At 51.5% G+C, this 16,443-nt stretch carries 16 protein-coding genes and 2 pseudogenes; 13 read left to right on the top strand and 5 right to left on the bottom strand.

What is annotated here, in order from left to right; all coding sequences use genetic code 11:
• Nucleotides 1–11: 11 nt before the first annotated feature.
• Nucleotides 12–926: an AraC family transcriptional regulator gene (locus AB4N48_RS17670; protein WP_460094089.1), complete on the bottom strand. Its 915-nt coding sequence runs from the start codon at nucleotides 924–926 to the stop codon at nucleotides 12–14.
• Nucleotides 927–1,052: 126 nt separating this feature from the next.
• Here AB4N48_RS17670 and AB4N48_RS17665 point away from each other — a divergent pair, with 126 nt between their 5' ends.
• The 3 genes from AB4N48_RS17665 to grxC all read left to right on the top strand — a co-directional run bounded on the left by AB4N48_RS17665 (nucleotide 1,053) and on the right by grxC (nucleotide 2,883).
• Complete coding sequence (locus AB4N48_RS17665; protein ID WP_460094088.1) at nucleotides 1,053–1,601, top strand: carboxymuconolactone decarboxylase family protein; 549 nt, start codon at nucleotides 1,053–1,055, stop codon at nucleotides 1,599–1,601.
• Between the two features lie 262 nt (nucleotides 1,602–1,863).
• Nucleotides 1,864–2,352: a YkgB family protein gene (locus tag AB4N48_RS17660; RefSeq protein WP_460094087.1), complete on the top strand. Its 489-nt coding sequence runs from the start codon at nucleotides 1,864–1,866 to the stop codon at nucleotides 2,350–2,352.
• Nucleotides 2,353–2,628: 276 nt separating this feature from the next.
• Nucleotides 2,629–2,883, top strand: a complete 255-nt coding sequence (grxC, locus tag AB4N48_RS17655) for a glutaredoxin 3 (RefSeq protein ID WP_460095568.1) — start codon at nucleotides 2,629–2,631, stop codon at nucleotides 2,881–2,883.
• A 382-nt stretch (nucleotides 2,884–3,265) separates the two neighbouring features.
• Here grxC and AB4N48_RS17650 read toward each other — a convergent pair whose 3' ends face one another.
• Nucleotides 3,266–4,204: a LysR substrate-binding domain-containing protein gene (locus tag AB4N48_RS17650; RefSeq protein WP_460094086.1), complete on the bottom strand. Its 939-nt coding sequence runs from the start codon at nucleotides 4,202–4,204 to the stop codon at nucleotides 3,266–3,268.
• A gap of 141 nt (nucleotides 4,205–4,345) precedes the next feature.
• On the opposite strand from AB4N48_RS17650, the gene AB4N48_RS17645 reads away from it, so the two are divergent.
• The 6 genes from AB4N48_RS17645 (at nucleotide 4,346) to AB4N48_RS17620 (ending at nucleotide 8,582) form a co-directional block, all read left to right on the top strand.
• Nucleotides 4,346–5,371 (top strand): quinone oxidoreductase family protein, encoded by a 1,026-nt coding sequence (locus AB4N48_RS17645; RefSeq protein WP_460094084.1) that lies wholly within the window; start codon nucleotides 4,346–4,348, stop codon nucleotides 5,369–5,371.
• Nucleotides 5,372–5,384: 13 nt separating this feature from the next.
• Nucleotides 5,385–5,900, top strand: a complete 516-nt coding sequence (locus AB4N48_RS17640) for a RidA family protein (RefSeq protein ID WP_460094083.1) — start codon at nucleotides 5,385–5,387, stop codon at nucleotides 5,898–5,900.
• A 101-nt stretch (nucleotides 5,901–6,001) separates the two neighbouring features.
• Complete coding sequence (locus tag AB4N48_RS17635) at nucleotides 6,002–6,943, top strand: alpha/beta fold hydrolase (protein ID WP_460094082.1); 942 nt, start codon at nucleotides 6,002–6,004, stop codon at nucleotides 6,941–6,943.
• 164 nt (nucleotides 6,944–7,107) lie between these two features.
• Nucleotides 7,108–7,644, top strand: a complete 537-nt coding sequence (locus tag AB4N48_RS17630; RefSeq protein ID WP_460094081.1) for a carboxymuconolactone decarboxylase family protein — start codon at nucleotides 7,108–7,110, stop codon at nucleotides 7,642–7,644.
• Nucleotides 7,645–7,756: 112 nt separating this feature from the next.
• A complete protein-coding gene (locus tag AB4N48_RS17625; RefSeq protein WP_460094080.1) occupies nucleotides 7,757–8,305 on the top strand; it encodes a YkgB family protein in 549 nt (182 codons plus the stop codon).
• A 1-nt stretch (nucleotide 8,306) separates the two neighbouring features.
• Complete coding sequence (locus AB4N48_RS17620; RefSeq protein ID WP_460094079.1) at nucleotides 8,307–8,582, top strand: Rho-binding antiterminator; 276 nt, start codon at nucleotides 8,307–8,309, stop codon at nucleotides 8,580–8,582.
• A 768-nt stretch (nucleotides 8,583–9,350) separates the two neighbouring features.
• Here AB4N48_RS17620 and AB4N48_RS17615 read toward each other — a convergent pair.
• Nucleotides 9,351–9,500: pseudogene (locus AB4N48_RS17615) on the bottom strand (S-type pyocin domain-containing protein); the annotation flags it as partial.
• A gap of 132 nt (nucleotides 9,501–9,632) precedes the next feature.
• On the opposite strand from AB4N48_RS17615, the gene AB4N48_RS17610 reads away from it, so the two are divergent.
• Nucleotides 9,633–10,256, top strand: a complete 624-nt coding sequence (locus AB4N48_RS17610) for a hypothetical protein (RefSeq protein WP_460094078.1) — start codon at nucleotides 9,633–9,635, stop codon at nucleotides 10,254–10,256.
• Between the two features lie 49 nt (nucleotides 10,257–10,305).
• On the opposite strand, the gene AB4N48_RS17605 is transcribed toward AB4N48_RS17610, so the two are convergent.
• On the bottom strand, nucleotides 10,306–11,799 hold the full coding sequence (locus AB4N48_RS17605) for a tyrosine-type recombinase/integrase (RefSeq protein WP_460094077.1): 1,494 nt from the start codon (nucleotides 11,797–11,799) through the stop codon (nucleotides 10,306–10,308).
• A 238-nt stretch (nucleotides 11,800–12,037) separates the two neighbouring features.
• On the opposite strand from AB4N48_RS17605, the gene chrA reads away from it, so the two are divergent.
• Together chrA and AB4N48_RS17595 are read left to right on the top strand one after the other, a co-directional pair.
• On the top strand, nucleotides 12,038–13,393 hold the full coding sequence (chrA, locus tag AB4N48_RS17600; protein ID WP_460094076.1) for a chromate efflux transporter: 1,356 nt from the start codon (nucleotides 12,038–12,040) through the stop codon (nucleotides 13,391–13,393).
• Between the two features lie 43 nt (nucleotides 13,394–13,436).
• Nucleotides 13,437–13,568: pseudogene (locus tag AB4N48_RS17595) on the top strand (manganese catalase family protein); the annotation flags it as partial.
• A 23-nt stretch (nucleotides 13,569–13,591) separates the two neighbouring features.
• Here the strand turns inward: AB4N48_RS17595 and AB4N48_RS17590 are convergent.
• Nucleotides 13,592–14,590 carry a ribonuclease Z gene (locus AB4N48_RS17590; protein WP_460094075.1) on the bottom strand — a complete coding sequence of 333 codons (999 nt, stop codon included), beginning with the start codon at nucleotides 14,588–14,590 and terminating at the stop codon, nucleotides 13,592–13,594.
• Nucleotides 14,591–14,786: 196 nt separating this feature from the next.
• On the opposite strand from AB4N48_RS17590, the gene AB4N48_RS17585 reads away from it, so the two are divergent.
• Nucleotides 14,787–16,364 (top strand): histidine kinase famiy protein, encoded by a 1,578-nt coding sequence (locus AB4N48_RS17585; RefSeq protein WP_315434943.1) that lies wholly within the window; start codon nucleotides 14,787–14,789, stop codon nucleotides 16,362–16,364.
• Nucleotides 16,365–16,443: the final 79 nt, after the last annotated feature.

Raw genomic sequence — 16,443 nt, 5'->3', positions numbered from 1 at the left:
GCCGGATACTCTTATCTGCCCTTTTCACGCCTAAATGATCCAGGGCTTTTGCCGTAGAACCGACTAAAAGCGCGGCTAAAAGCAGCCTCGGACTGATAACCAACAATCTCAGCAATGATGGCCACGGCGCGTGTGTCACGACTTAACCAATGCGCGGCCTTCGCCATTCTAATACGCACGAGCATGTCTCCAGGCGTCATTCCTGCTACTTTCACGAAGTGACGAGCGAACGTAGCGCGCGATAAATGACAGGTATTTGCCAATTCTTCCACCGACCACTGTCGAGCTGGGTCTTCCAACATGGCGTACAAGCCGCGAACGAGGCGTGGATCTGACAGTAATGCCAGCATACTAGGTTGAGTTTGTGCCTGGGACATCCATGACCGGAGAATGATTGCGAACAGGGCTGAGGCAAGCTGGCTCAGGATCACTTCCGATCCCTGACCAGGAGCCTGCTGCTCGCAGCCAAGGATAGCTATCAAAGATTGCATAACCTGCAGGTCTTTACCGCCGGCTTCGCGAACAACCATCAAGCCAGGCAGAGAATTGAACAATGGGCCGGCAATGCCAGGCTCAAAGTGAAAATACCCGCACAGGATCTCGCTTTGTGCGCCCACCTCATCATTTACTGCAACCGGTAGCGCTGAACCGGTTTCGACCCGTACTAAGCTCGGCAAACTATCAGGGTCTGCTTTTAAGGTATGTGCGGCACCAGCAGGGAAAACGATAACGTCACCACAGTGTAGATGTTGTGGCTCGACGCCAGGGGTGTAAAGCCACACACTGCCGGAAGTCACAATATGATAAGGAGCGACTCCATAATCAGTAGGCGGGTTCTCAAGAGCCCAGGGCGCCCCGAGCTTGCAAACATGGTCTAGAGCGACTTCGACGGGATAAAGGCGCAGTAAGCGGCTTAACAGGTCCATTTTATTTTCCAAATTGAGACGCTAGGGCAAGAAGATGCTCAAATCTATCATCATTAGGATCGATTACCTCGCTAAAGTGGCTACATCCGGCGCTCCTGCCGGGCAACTTCAGCAAAAGGAAATCGTATGCCCCGTCTTCATTCCCAACCTGTCGCTCAGGCAACCGGCCGCACTGCCCAACTGTTTAGTGATATCAAAACTGCGTTTGGCGCCGTACCCAACGCCTTCGCAGATATCGGTACAAATAGCCCCGCAGCTCTGGAGGCTGCTTTGGCGGTTGATAGCATTTTGTCAAAAGGCTCGCTGACTACACAAGACATCGAAGTTATCAAGCTCGCGATCAGTCAACAAACCGGTTGCGACTATTGCCTCGCTGCGCACACGGTGATCGGTCGAGGCGCGGGGCTTAGTAAGGAACAAATCCTGGCAGCTCGCCATGGCGATGCATCTTCGGGTAATGCAAAGCTAGATGCGCTTGCTTCATTTGCACGAATTTTGTACCAAACATATGGCACCCTACCAGCGGCGGATTTTGAGGCAATAAAAGCCGCCGGCTATAGCGATACGCAAATTGTTGAGATACTTCTTGCTATCTCGTCAAGCATATTCACTAATTACTTTAATCGCGTGAACGACACCATTATCGAATTTCCGAAGGTGAGGCTGAACAGGTAACGAGAAAGAATCAGCCTACCTGGGCTCCGAGATTTTAGCCTGTTTAGAGTATTGATCACCGAACATCAATACGAATCGATTGTACGCTATGCGTACGATAATTAGTTGTAGTTTGCAATATCCCACTGGCAATTCATGTGCCTCAATTGGCATTGACGGCAACCAGCTGGGTGTCTGCACAGCTCTTGATTCACGAAATTGCTAGATATTATCAATCGTTTTTGACATACAGTTTGCATGACTATTTTTAGAGGGAAAAATTATGAATTACATTATTAATTTGCTGGGTCGTTCTTTTCTCATGAGGCACGACCACGATTACCACTTACTACGGGCGTCTATGGTGCTTATTTTTCTGTGGTTCGGCTACGACAAGTGGTTCGATGTTGAAATTAGAGATTTAATTCCTTTACTTACCAACGCGCCGCTTCTTTCTTGGACAATTCCAGTATTGGGTGTTAGCGGCACGAGCATCCTGTTGGGTACTGCGGAATGGACTTTCGGTTTGTTATTATTTCTCGGATTTTGGAACAAAAAAATTGGCATGCTTGGCGCTCTTGGTTCGATCGTAACGTTTATAGGCACACTCACGATTTTCCCGTTTGCGCCGGGGGCTTGGCATCCAGAGGCCGGTGGGTTCCCAGCTATGACCATCGTTTCAGGTTTTTTGTTGAAAGATCTCGTCCTGCTGATGGCTTCTATCTATCTGCTGAAGCAAGACCTCGGCAGGCTCATCAAGGCTAAGGTTTGAGCATTCAATAATGTAACTTTTTGGACACGCGTAGCGACGGCCGATTTAGTCTAACTTCCAACTAACTTCGGCCAACGCCTATTGTGAAATCCCAAAGTCGATTAAATCTTTTAGATCAATATTCTAGCTTGGTTTTGCAGCGGAGAGCACTTCACTGTGGTTCGAAGATGTCATTGCCGTATGCATTGCGTCTTATCAATTGTCTCAACAATTCGTGACTACTCAAATCGATTGGTTGGCCAATAAAAGCAGAGTTGTAACTTGGAGAAAGTGACTGTGAAAAATGTGACTATGTATGCTACGAGTGCTTGCCCGTTTTGCCGTAATGCGAAAGCATTACTGGCAGGCAAGAACATTAAGGCGAAAGAAATTAATGTGGAGGCCGATTCAGAGCGAATGCGAGAAATGGTTGTCAAAAGTGGGCGACGCAGCGTGCCGCAGATCTTTATCGGTGAGCAGCATATTGGTGGCTTCGATGACATGATTGCGCTCGATCGCAATGGTAGTCTTGACGCACTGCTAGGAAAATGAAAATATGGAATTGGGCAGCGATCATGAACTGACCAAGTTATTCTAACTTCAACTCACTAAATTGATTTTTCGCCGCCCCTGAAAACACGATTTTAAGTATATATCCCATTCGGGAATAGTTGCTATGCAACTGCTAAAGATTTTTCTGTGCTTTCGGGCGGCAGGTATTTTTGGGATTCTGATAGTCATTGCGATGTTAAATATGAAGGGGCTTACAATGCCTGTGTCTGAAGTGGGAAAAGGTAGGCCGCTATCATTATCGGTTTCACGAAGGGAATCGTTCCGCTACGCGCGAATTTAAGCATATCTTCAAAAAATAGCTACTTGCTTCCACAGAGCACTCCTATCGCATAGACAGTATTTGAAACGCATGGTTAAGTAATTAGTGAGCCAGGGTTTGCTCACCTTCTGCTTCCGACATCAGCCAATCACGCACTGCTTTTACTTGGGGTCGCAGGGTTGCGTGATGGGGATACACCACGAAATAGGAAGAGTGGGACGTTTCATATCCATCGAAAGGACGCACCAATCGCCCTGTAACCAAATCTTCTTTTACCAGTTGACTGCGTGCTAGCGCGAGACCGTGCCCTTCAATTGCTGCTTGGATGGCCAGCGCTGAAGCATTCACATGCATGCCACGAAGCCCATAAATATGGGTGTAGCCTCGTGATGATAGCCATGAAGACCACGTTGGGAAATTTGGGTCGAAGCTTATGGTTGCATCGTGTATCAAGGTCAGAGAGGCTATGTCTTCAAGACTCAATGAAGGTTTGCCCAACTTTTTAAGTAAATTCTGACTGCAAACCGGGAATACGTACTCTCCCATCATTCGCTCCGCTGTCAAATCGGGGTAACGGCCAATCCCGAAGCGAACGCCGATATCCACGCCCTCACTGCGAAAATCGACAAGACGGTCAGTGGTATGCAACCGAATATCCCATTGTGGGTAGCGAGCGCTGAAGCCAGAAATCCGGGTCAATAGCCATTTGCTAGCAAATGCAGGCGTTACAGATAGCGTGACCACGTTAACCGGGAGCGCTGCCCGCAAACGTTGCAAGCCCTCCGCCAGCAGTGAAAATCCGTCGCGGATTTGAGGATAAATCGCAGCGGCTTCTGGGGTTAATGTGACGCCACTGCGAGATCGGTCAAACAGAGAGCGCCCCACGTAATCTTCTAGCGTTTTGATCAACTGGCTGATCGCAGGTGGGGTTACGTGGAGTTCTTCCGCAGCAGCGGAGAACGTTTGCAGCCTTGCGGCTGCCTCGAACGCCCGCAGCGCATTCAAATAAATCGCAATCCGTCGAGCTTCTTCGTTAAGCACAGCTTATTGCTCCGGCAAGAAAATCCCAATATTTGGCTGGTTCGTCAGCTCACATAATAGCCACTCCAAGCGGGTAAATGTTCAAGATGAACGATGCCGGCGACATGCTCTCTCTAATTTTTGCGTATTAACGGAGTGTCTATGAAAGCGTCTATTTTTCGTGAGTTTGGTGCCCCAAATGTTTTGCGCTACGAGGATGTTGCTACGCCAAGCGCACGTCCAGGCCACGTGGTCATTCGGGTACTGGCTGCAGGCATCAACCGTCTCGAACTCTACCTGCGTGAAGGTGCCATCACACGTGATCTCGCTTTGCCTCATGTTCTTGGGTCGGATGCGGTTGGGGAAGTAGTAGAGTTGGGTGCTGGAGTGACTGACTTCGCACTGGGTGAGCGTGTGGTTCCTATGCCAGGTTACCCGCTAGATGCCGCTGACTACGCATTTTCCCCAATGAGCGCAGCTCCCAGCTATGCCATTGCAGGCATTATGAGCTGGGGGGCCTACGCTGAGTACATGGAGGTTCCGTCACATTGGTTGCTGCGCGACGATACAGGCTTGTCCCCTGAGGAGCTTGCGACGTTGCCAATGGTCGTAGTCACAGCTGTGCGCGCTGTTAGAGTCGTTGGTGGAGTGAAAGCGGGAGACACCGTTTTGGTCCAAGCGGGCGGTTCGGGCACAGGTTCGATGAGCATCCAAATCGCTAAGGCACTTGGTGCTAGGGTCGTAACCACAGTTAGTAGCGATGAGAAAGCTGAAGTCGCACGCAAGCTCGGTGCCGATCTGGTCATCAACAGCAAGCGTGAAGATTTTGTAGCAGTCTCTCGCGAATGGACAGGAGGGAAAGGTATGGACGTAACGATCGATAACCTTGGTGGTGAAATTCTTGTCCGCAGTATTGAAGCCACCCGTCCTACTGGCACTGTGGTTACCTTGGGCTTCGTCGCAGGGTCTGAGCTAAATCTTGATATTCGTAGTTTCTTCTTCAGTCAGCGCCGGCTGCTTGGGACGCTTATGGGGGATTTGGACGACCTGCGTTTCGGATTGGATTTGATAAAGAAAGGCGCTGTGCGCCCAGTACTGGATCAAGTAATTCCGCTTTCTGAAGCAGCTCGTGCCCATGAGCTGCTCGGGGAAGGGCGTGTGTCGGGCAATCTAGTTTTGAAACCTTGAGTCGGAGTCGATCATGAAGACACCTATAACATTGGAATTATCGTCCGACTCGCTCAGTGGCCACGAAACTGCTGAAAGACTGCGCTTGCTCGGCATTACGTTACCGAAGCCCCCTAAGCCGGTCGGCTCCTATAGTGCGGTGATGATTCGCAATGGCATAGGAGCTGTTTCTGGCCAGTTTCCTTTGGTTGGCGGCAAACTTTTTCACCCAGGTGTAGTTGGCCTTCATTTAAGTGAAGCTGATGGCTATGCCGCTGCAAGAGCGGCAGCTCTCAATGTTATCTCGCAAATTGAAACAGCCTTAGGTGGGTTTCAACGGTTTGGCGGGTTACTGCGTTTGGATGGATATGTTGCGAGTGCACCGGATTTCCTTGAACAACCACATGTGCTGGATGGAGCGTCAGAACTGTTTGTATCTGTTTTTGGCGGTTCTCTTGGTAGCCATAGCCGGACGGCATTCTCTGTAACGCAGTTACCGCTTGGAGCATCTGTAGAACTAGCAGTGACTTTCGCTGTGACGAATGATTGATCGAAAGTTACTGGATGCCGCTGCTAAGCCAGATGTTGAGTTGGAAATGTTTAATTGGCACTAGACTTTAATTAAATAGAGAGGCATATATGAAGCTAAATATGAAATCCGTTTTGATTGCTGGCTTGGTCGCTACGTTAGGCTTGTTTTCAAGCGTCGCTTCGGCGGCCCCAATTTCAAATAAAACCCGCCACCTGAGTATTAATATCGATGGAGTAGAAGTGTTCTATCGCGAGGCGGGTGATAAAAGTGCGCCGGCAGTTCTATTGCTACACGGTTTTGGTGCATCCTCCCACATGTTTCGAGATTTAATTCCAAAATTGGCTACAAAGTATTATGTAGTCGCACCTGATTTGCCAGGATTTGGTTTAACTTCAGTCGATCCTGAAAAAAAGTTTATTTATAATTTTGATAATCTTGCAGCGGTAATACAAGGGTTCACAGAGGCTAAAGCTCTAAACAAATATGCCATGTATGTTTTTGATTACGGTGCGCCTGTAGGTTGGCGTCTAGCTGTTAAAAACCCTGAAAAAATCACAGCCATCATCACTCAAAATGGTAATGCCTACGAAGAAGGGCTTAGCCCAGGGTGGGCAGATATGCGTAAAGCGTGGGCGGATCCATCTAGTGCAAATCGCGAGGCATTGCGAAAGCTGAATACGCTGGAAATGACCAAGTGGCAGTACACCGAAGGAGTAATTGATCCTGCGCTTATCCCGCCTGAGAGCTATCTCTTGGCGCAAGCAGCTGTGGAGCGTCTAGGTGTCGACATCCAACTTGACTTAATTATGAACTATGGCGAAAACCTCAAGCAATATGCTGAGGTGCAAGAATACTTTAGAACCAAGCAGCCTGCCTTATTAGCGATCTGGGGGAAAAATGACCCTTTCTTCCTACCCGCTGGTGCTGATGCATTCAAACGGGATATTCCGAATGCACAAATCGTATTTCTCGATACCGGTCACTTTGCAATTGAAACTCATGGAGATGTAATTGCCGAGAGAATGCTTAATTTTCTTGGTAAGAATTCGAAGAACTTGTAACCGTAACAGTAAATTTTCTTCGCTCTGAATCCACCAATGTCGGTTTGAAAGCTGACATTGGAGATCGCCTGATCTCAGGCGTAATTATGAACGCCGCAGCATGATTAAACAGCCTCTTTAAGAGGCGGCTGAGCGTTCACTCATGCATGATAAAAGGTAATTTTATGAATCGTTTGAATGTAACTGGCGTTGATGACGCGACCGGTCACTCTGCAGAAGTATTCGCCTCTATTAAGCGTGCTTTTGGTGGAGTGCCCAATGCTTTTCTAGTCGCTGGCACTAACAGCCCTCTCGCTTTGGAAGCTGCGCTCGCACTCGATAGTGCTCTACATAAGGGAAGTCTAAGCGTAAAGGAAATCGAAGTAATCAAACTCGCCGTCAGCCAGGCTTCAGGATGTGATTATTGCCTTGCAGCACATACTGTGATCGGGAAAGGTGCCGGTCTTAAGGACGACGAAATACTCGCGGCGCGCCACAATACGCCTTCTGGCAATTCCAAATTTGATGCTTTGTCGAAGTTCGCTAGAACGCTCGTTAGTACATCGGGTACTCTCGCGATCGAAACCGTTAATACTGTCAAGGAAGTCGGTTATTCAGATCAGCAGATTGTGGATATCGTGCTTGCTGTTTCAAGTATTACATTTACTAATTTGATTAACCGTATAAACGATACTCCGCTAGATTTTCCAGCTGTTAGCTGAAAATCAGTCAGTGCCGCATGGTTGCCGTGCGGCACTGATGTAAGTGTTCTTTCTGCTTCCATGCAGTATTGTATATTTTCTAGTGAGTTACTATTTTTTCTGAGTGTCTAAAATGACGAATCAACAGCTAAAAAATGAAATTTCATTATTCAGTATTAAAAGTTCGCGCATTTGGGGCGACAAAATTATGCAGCTCAGTATTTATATTTTTTACTGCGCCTTAGCCGTCATCTATTTTTGGTTTGGCGGTATGAAGTTCACTCAATACGAAGCGGAAGGTTTAGTGCCGCTTGTTAGCAATAGTCCGATGCTGGGTTGGGTATATGAATTACTCAGCGCGAATGATTTTTCTAGCATGCTGGGTTATACGGAGCTCATGATTGGGACCCTTATTCTAGGTCGTATCGTATCACCAAAGATTTCATTGCTGGGTGGTGTGTTGTCAGTTGGATTGTTCGTAACCACAATAAGCTTTATGTTTTCTACTCCTGGAGTTATTGAGGTAAGCATCGGATTTCCTGCTATTACGGTTTCTCCTGGGCAGTTTTTGCTAAAAGATGTGGCACTTCTTGCAGTATCAATATTTATCGTCGGTCATTCTCTTTCTGCTCTAGAATCCAAAGAGGATGGTTTTGTAATATTTGATAAAAGAGGTAATTGATATGACATACCAACCACTGGACTGCGGTCTTTACGATTTTATTGAAATGGTCTGTATGCAACATTATGTGCTCGATGTGGAAATGCTAGACGGCCAACGCGTAAAAGCACGAGCTTTAACTACAAAAACCTCAGCTACAAAGGAAGAGTATCTTCAGCTGGAGTCGCCGAATCTACTTCAAGAAGTGCGGTTGGATATGATATCTGCAATAACGGTGTTAGATGAGGGGGCGGGTTATCAACGAAAAGAATTTACTAGTAGTACTTGCACCATCTAATTCTTTGCCACTCAGGTTTAGTAGTTTTTTGAACATAAGCGTACAGCTTTGAAACTCTCAGTCGATGATGATGTTTTTCACGAAATTTTCAAAATTCATGTGGTATCTACTCTTTGCTCCTCGTTTATATTTGGCTCGCATTGCGAGTCTTTTTTTGGGGAATTTTCGAGATTAAGATTTCATCTGGATAGCGCGCGAATTGTGCGAACGCAGCAGATCCGAGTTGATTGGCGTACTTACTCAGATGAGAAAGCAGACACGACAGACTTCGGCGTTCCAGATGCCTACGGTGATACGTAATTACAGGCTTGTGCTGGCGCCCACCAGACCGACCAAATTTCCGCGCACAAACAAATGGGTGTATTCACGCTCAGATCGAGGAATTTAAGGCGCAACTCTCCGATGTCGCATCGCATCTGCGGGGGACCCATTATCAAAAGGCTCCGGTGGGTTAGCAGAAGATCCTGATGTGCTTTTGTGCGACAGCTGACCTGCCATGAACGAACGCTTATGGCCGAGGCTGTGTAAAAACGTTCTTAAACGCGACAGTCACTCACAACCGGACTGAAAATCGCGGTTTTATGCGAAATCCACTTCTGCTGACGTGCCGATAAATTTCAGATTTAACGTAGATGCGCACACTTCAATTTTGGTGAAGCGTTTTTACACACTCTGGGCCCTTCTCTGTCGATCATGGTGACAACGCATGTTGGTCAAATCCAATGCAATCGCTGGTCAGATCGAATGCAAACGGGTGGTCAAGTGGAGCGCAATCGCGCAGCCCATCGTATCGGGCTTGTTTTCTGGCTTCGGTGCAATGTCTTTGTATTCCGCCCAACGCTGATCATGGATATCGACAGGCTCTGCACCGCTGTAGCGGTAGCCTTTTGGAGGATTGGGGACATAGCCAGACTGCAGCTTCCTTTCGTCCTTAGAGGATTTCAGCGTGAGGCTGGGGCCCGCTTGTTCGCGCTGCTGGACAAGAAAGATGCGCCAACCTACTACAGCGGCGGCAACTTTTTGCGAACCGTGCAACAGGTTAATCCTGGGGTGCCTAGCTACGAACAATTGATTCCACAGCGGCAGAGACAAGACAAATGCACGTCTCGTAAGTCTTACTATTGGGATGTGATTCAGCAGCTTGCTGAACAGCAGCGGTTCCAGCTGTACCGAGTATTCATTGACGAACTGCAACCTAATGCCAAGGACGAGGTGGACGCGATAAGGGCAATCGTCTTTGGAGGTGGCTACGCAGTGCCCACTACGGTGGTGCCGACCGATCTGTGGAACTCGGAAAAGCTGAACAACAGCCTTAAAGATATTGACCGCGCAATTGATGCTCACCAGTACAACCGGGCCACGACACTAACCTATACGTGCCTTGAGGGGCTATACAAGGCATATGTTCGCAAGCATGTATCTACACAGGCGGGGCTGACCGAACTCATTCCATTGTGCAAAGCGGTGAAGGAAGACATCAGCCGCAAGGTTCAGATTCTTGGGCCGTTTCCCGTGGAAATTGTTAACGCCATGCCGACGTTAACTAAAGCCATCGCGAATTCTCGCAATGGCTTTAGTGAGTCCCACTTTGGGGACGATTCACAGCGTTGGCTGGCGCTGTTTGCTAGTGACTTGACCAACTCCATCGGTCGCTTGTTGCTGAACTTCATGTGAAGTTCAGCATGTATAGGAAACTCTTGCTCACTAACACTAGGTGGATATATCACCCGTAGACGAGCGCTTCAGGGGCACGTAGATGGAATGTTTTCAGTGTTGGTAATTTCGAAATGGCCTCGAATTTCTGACTCATGGATGAGCCTTGACTATACACATCAAATGTAACCAACCCGGTTTCATGTCCCACAAGTTCAGCAATCAAAGTGCCTTGTACGTTCGCTCTAACAAGCTGTGTAATAACGGTCTTTCGGATGGAGTGAAAAACACGATCCGACCCAAATCCCTGTGCTGTCTTCAACCTGCCAAAAGCCTTCACCATGGGGTCTGATCGGATGCCATACTTGCTACGGCTTTTGGTAACGATGAGGTATTCATCAGTCGAATCGTTGATCAGTCGTTTCACAAGATCGATGATGCCAGGGTGGATTGGGACGACCCGGATTCCAGCTTTTGTCTTGCTGTCAGTAATATCGAAGCTAAGAACGTTATCCACGGTGATCACGTGGTCTTTCTTCAATTGGCACAGTTCTTCGATACGGGCCCCTGTGAAGGTTCCAAGTAGGATCAGGTCCGCGAGGGCCTGCAGTCCTTCTGAAACCGCTGCTGCGTGTAGCTTTGTGAGGTCATCCAAAGTGAAGTCTTTGCGTTGCGCATCTACCTTGTCCCTGCCTCTCACTTTCGGCAGATCGTGTTCTTCAAATGGGTTGGCTCTGTCCTTGTAGTCGATCCGCCAACGAGCGTCATGCTTCATTGCCCATTTCCAGAAGACATTCCCGGCAAGCAGGTATTGCGTCAGGGTCTTACTCGCCAAATTGATTGAATCCAACCACGACGAAACCGCATCGAAGTCCAGAGGTTTACCTGTTTGCGTGAGGTATGCCGACAGCTTTTCTAATTTGGACTGTTGCTGATCAATCGTTTTGGCGGCGATGTTTCGGTTTTCTCGAAAGGTTCGGAACGTTGCCAGCCTTGCTTTGGTAATGGGGGATTTGGGTGTGTATGACTTCGGGTTATTGATCAGCCCTGCCAATTCTTTGTGTTCGTCCGAGGACAGACGATGCGTCGAGGCGAATTCGTTTTGAATCGTTTTTTTGAATGCTCGATGCAATCCTTCTTGGATGCGTAGTTCGCCTTCCACACCGTTGTCCCATTCATGGTCGATGATTCTTTCAAGTAGTGCGACAAACCCTGGATTCTCTGCCTTGAAGGCTTCGACTTCTGATTCGCTGACGGCTAAAGGGGGGGTAGGTTCACCTATGATGTGGAGTTTTCGGTTCCGCTTCAGGGATTCCAGTTCAAGCAGTCCTGAAACTAGATTGTCCTGCCAGCCTTCAGGCAGTGGTTTTCCTTCGCGTGCAATTTTGATTTGAGCTTTCCAAGCCGCAAGAATTGGGAGCCTGCGATCCAACGCTTCTTGGTGCACGCCTGTCATGAGTGTTTGAGAAAGCACACGACGTCCGCCGAATGCTTTTTGTACGTCTGCGGGTACCGCTAGCCTTACGTGATAAGTGCCGCCTTGAAGTTCTAAGTTGTTTGCCATTTGATATGCCTGTGATCGATTGTACGTATTTATTGTACGTAAATACGCTGCGAATGCCCCTGTAATCAATGGTTCTTGGGTTTTTTATCCTTATATGGAGGCTCCCTATCTCTCCGCCATTATTGAACAAGACAAAGCCCCCGTAATCATTGCTGATTGCGGGGGCTTTTTCGTTTCTGGCGTTTTGTTCGCAATGCTTTTCGGGTACAACCTGCCGACTGCATAAAGGAACAGCTCGATGAGTGAAGTTCAGCCGTTGGCGGGTGATGATGACGTTAGGCCGCAGAGCGTGAGTTTGCGCGAGGCGTTCTGGTTCTGGTTGAAGCTGGGCTTTATCAGTTTCGGCGGGCCGGCCGGGCAGATTTCGATCATGCACCAGGAACTGGTCGAGCGCCGACGCTGGATTTCCGAGCGGCGTTTTCTGCATGCCTTGAACTATTGCATGTTGCTGCCCGGGCCGGAGGCGCAGCAGCTGGCGACCTACATTGGCTGGCTGATGCATCGAAGCTGGGGCGGGATTGTGGCCGGGGCGTTGTTCGTGTTGCCTTCGCTGTTCATCCTGATTTTCCTGTCGTGGCTCTATATCGCCTTCGGTGAGGTGCCGGTAGTGGCCGGGCTGTTTTACGGGATCAAGCCTGCGGTGACGGCCATCGTCGTGCAGGCGGCCCATCGGATCGGGTCGCGGGCGCTGAAGAACAATTGGCTGTGGGCAATTGCGGCGGGATCGTTTACGGCGATTTTTGCGTTCAATGTGCCGTTTCCGCTGATCGTGCTGGGCGCGGCGGTGATTGGCTATTTCGGCGGTCGAACGGCGCCGGAGAAATTCAGGGTCGGCGGGCATAGCGCGGCGAAGAAGTCTTTCGGCGCGGCGTTGATCGATGACGACACGCCAACCCCGGCCCATGCCCGTTTCAGCTGGAAGAAACTGACCTTGATCGCCGTGATCGGTGCCGCGCTGTGGGCATTGCCGATGGGTGTATTGACCGCGCTATTCGGCTGGCAGGGCACGTTGACGCAAATGAGCTGGTTCTTCACCAAAGCTGCGCTGCTCACCTTTGGCGGGGCTTATGCGGTGTTGCCATATGTCTATCAAGGTGCGGTCGGTCACTACGGCTGGCTGACCCCGACACAGATGATCGACGGCCTGGCGCTGGGCGAAACCACGCCAGGGCCGCTGATCATGGTGGTGGCGTTCGTCGGTTTTGTCGGCGCTTATGTGACGCAGGTGTTCGGCGCCGATCAGGTGTTCCTCGCCGGAGCGGTCGCCGCCGCGCTGGTGACGTGGTTTACCTTTCTACCCTCATTCCTGTTCATCCTCGCCGGCGGCCCGCTGGTGGAGTCGACGCACGACGAACTCAAATTCACCGCCCCGCTTACCGCGATCACCGCTGCGGTGGTCGGCGTGATTCTCAATCTGGCGTGTTTCTTCGGCTATCACGTGCTCTGGCCGCAGGGTTTCAGCGGCAGCCTGGATTGGCCCTCGGCATTGATCGCCATTGCGGCAGCCGTTGCGCTGTTTCGCTTCAAACGCGGAGTGATTCAGGTGTTGCTGGGCTGTGCGTTGGTTGGGTTGGTGGTGCATTTGCTGCGTTAGTGGTCGCGGCGCCGGAAATCGAATCGCGCGCTGGAGGCCTTAAGAACTCAGTCACCTGGAGATCATTGGCTCGATCATCGTCATGCTCAACAAGGGCGCCGACATGCGCTCCAACATCGCAGCTGAAGCACGGGCGAAGATCGTCTATGAGCGCTTGATGGGGCGCGCGCCTGACATCAGCCGGCGCGCCCCGGTTAATCACTGTGAAATCTTGGTGACTTGCAAAGATTTGCGCTCGATCGCTACGGGCTGCAAATGCCCCAAGCGGTCGAGGTGATAACGCTGCAGGTCCCGCGCCAGAATCAGTTGGCCGTGATACAACGCTGCCGCTTCGTTGCGCACATCCTCGATCGACGGGCTCACCGCCGGATTGGCCTGATAGCGCGCGCTGAAATGCGTCAACACCAGATTGCGCACCCCGGCTGATTCGGCGAAACCGGCGACAGCGGCGGCGCTGCTGTGGCCGTAACTGGCACGAGCGCGGTCGATCGCTGCCTGCACGAATGTCGCTTCATGCACGAGCACATCCGCCGATTGCGCCACTTCGGCCAGCAGTGCCGGCCGATCGTTATCGCCGCAGACAATGATGCGTCGATCAGGTCGTGAACTCAGCAGATAGTCGCGAGCGTGCAGCATTCGCCCGTCAACCTCCACGTCCTGACCGTGGGCCAACTGACCCCAGAGCGGGCCGCGTTCGATGCCTTCGGCATCCAGGCGCTGCACGTCCAGACGCGGTTCCGGGTCGGACTCGGTGAACACATAACCGTGAGACGGGACCCGATGTGACAGTTCGACGGTCTGCACCTGAACGTTAACGTTGCGCCACTCCGTAAGCGTTTCCACAGCGTGCAGGTTGATTTCAAATGGCAGATACGATTGCGTCACCTCCAGGCTCATTCTCAGCCACGGATGCAGCGCTGTCGGCAGGATAATGTCCAGTGGCTGCGTGCGTCCGGACATGCCGGTGCTCGCCAGCAGACCCGGCAAGCCCAAGCAGTGATCGGCGTGCACATGAGTGATGAAAATCGCCCGCAATTCACTCAGTGACAGCGGCGTGCGCAGCACCTGATGCTGAGTGCCTTCACCGCAATCGATCAGGTACCAGCCCTTGCCGGCAGACGCGATCAGTGCCGTCGCGCTGACGTTGCGCTGGCGGGTCGGCACGCCGGCAGACGTGCCCAGAAACAACAAATCCACGGTGGTTCTCCCTGGCGGATCGGATTTCAGATATTGCGTGCAGTTCTCGGTGAGCTTTCGACAATCAGCGAGGCGATTCGGATCCATCGATGGACTGCGACAATTCATCGGACACCCGCGCTGTCGGCGGCTGGCCTCGGCACTTCGCTCGCTGATGATGGTCACAGCGAAACGGAGTCACTTAGCGGAGGTCAACTTGCCCAGAAAATCCAGGCCGATCGTCGACCGCGCCGATGCGGCGACCCTTTCGCAAGAACGCAAAGATGTGTTTTTCGCGGCGGTGCAGGTCAGCCGCATGGCCATGATTGTCACCGATCCAGCGCAGCCCGACGATCCCATCATTTTTGCCAACAATGCGTTTCTTGAACTCAGCGGCTACGAGCTGGAAGAAGTGCTCGGGCGTAACTGCAGGTTTCTGCAAGGCGAGCAGACTGATCGCGCGGTGTTGCAACGGGTCAAGCAAGCGCTGAAACATCAACACGAAACCTGCGTGGAGGTGCTCAACTATCGCAAGGACGGCTCGTCGTTCTGGAACGAGCTGTTCATCGCGCCGCTATTCAACGAGCGCGGACAACTGGTGTATTTCTTCGCTTCGCAAATGGACGTCAGCCGCCGCCGTGACGCCGAGGACGGTTTGCGTTACAGCGAAAACATGGAAGCACTCGGGCAGTTGACCGGTGGCATTGCCCATGATTTCAACAATCTGTTGCAAGTGATGATCGGCTACATCGAACTGATCCAGCACACCGCCAAGCGGCCTAGCATCGATCCGCAACGCATCGTGGTCGGCGCCGGCCACGCCCGTGCGGCGGCGGAAAAAGCCCGTCTGCTGACTCAGCATCTGCTGGCGTTCTCGCGCCGGCAACGGCTTGAGGGCCGGGTGATCAATCTCAATGCCTTGCTTGAGCGCTCTACGCTGCCGACGCATGAATCCGCCGATCTGGAACCGCGATTCGAACTGGCCGAGGACTTGTGGAACTGCCGGCTCGACCCGGCGCAGGCCGAGATGGCGCTGAACCATTTGCTCTCCAACGCCTGCGATGCGCTGGTTGACCAGCAGCAACCTGCGATCACCGTGCAGACCCGCAACGTCGATGTACCGGACTCGACGGATCCGCACCAGGGCGGACTGGCGGCGGGGCGTTACGTCTGCATCGCGGTTGCCGATAACGGCGTGGGCATTGCCGCTGACGATCTCGACAAAGTGATGGAGCCGTTTTTCACCACCAAAGAGGAAGGCAACGGTGCCGGCCTCGGTTTGTCGATGGTTTACGGCTTCGTCAAGCAATCCGGCGGTGTGGTCAAAATCGAATCGACGCCGGGACTCGGCACCACGGTGCGCCTGTTCTTCCCGGCGGATGACAGTCAGCTATCGGCATCTGGCTCCGCTGAAACCGCAGAAAATCTCAAGGGCACGGAGCGCATCCTGATCGTCGAGGATCGCGCCGAAGTCGCTGAACTGGCGCGCTTTGTATTGTCCGAACAGGGTTACCACACCGACCTCGCTGCAGATGCGAGCGAGGCACTGGCCGTGCTGCAGAGTAGCGAATACGACCTGGTATTCACCGATTTGGTCATGCCGGGCGAGATGAACGGGCTGGCACTGGCGCGGGAAATCAGCCAGCGCTATCCGGCCATGAAGATCCTGCTGACGACCGGGTACTGCGCGGACGAGTCGACGCCCAATGAGCTGGCTGACAATGAGTTCGAATTGATCGCCAAGCCCTACGCGCCGGTGGACCTTTTGCGCAAGCTGCGCTTGATGCTCGGCTGAAAAAACGAACTGACGGCGCACGTTCGGCGTCCATCCTAAAGACTGCATTGAACAACCAGTGAGGGACCCGATCCCCGAG

Source organism: Pseudomonas sp. S2_C11 (assembly GCF_054668395.1).
The sequence above is the reverse complement of the archived record's forward strand: the minus strand, read 5'-3'. Positions and strand labels throughout refer to the sequence as shown.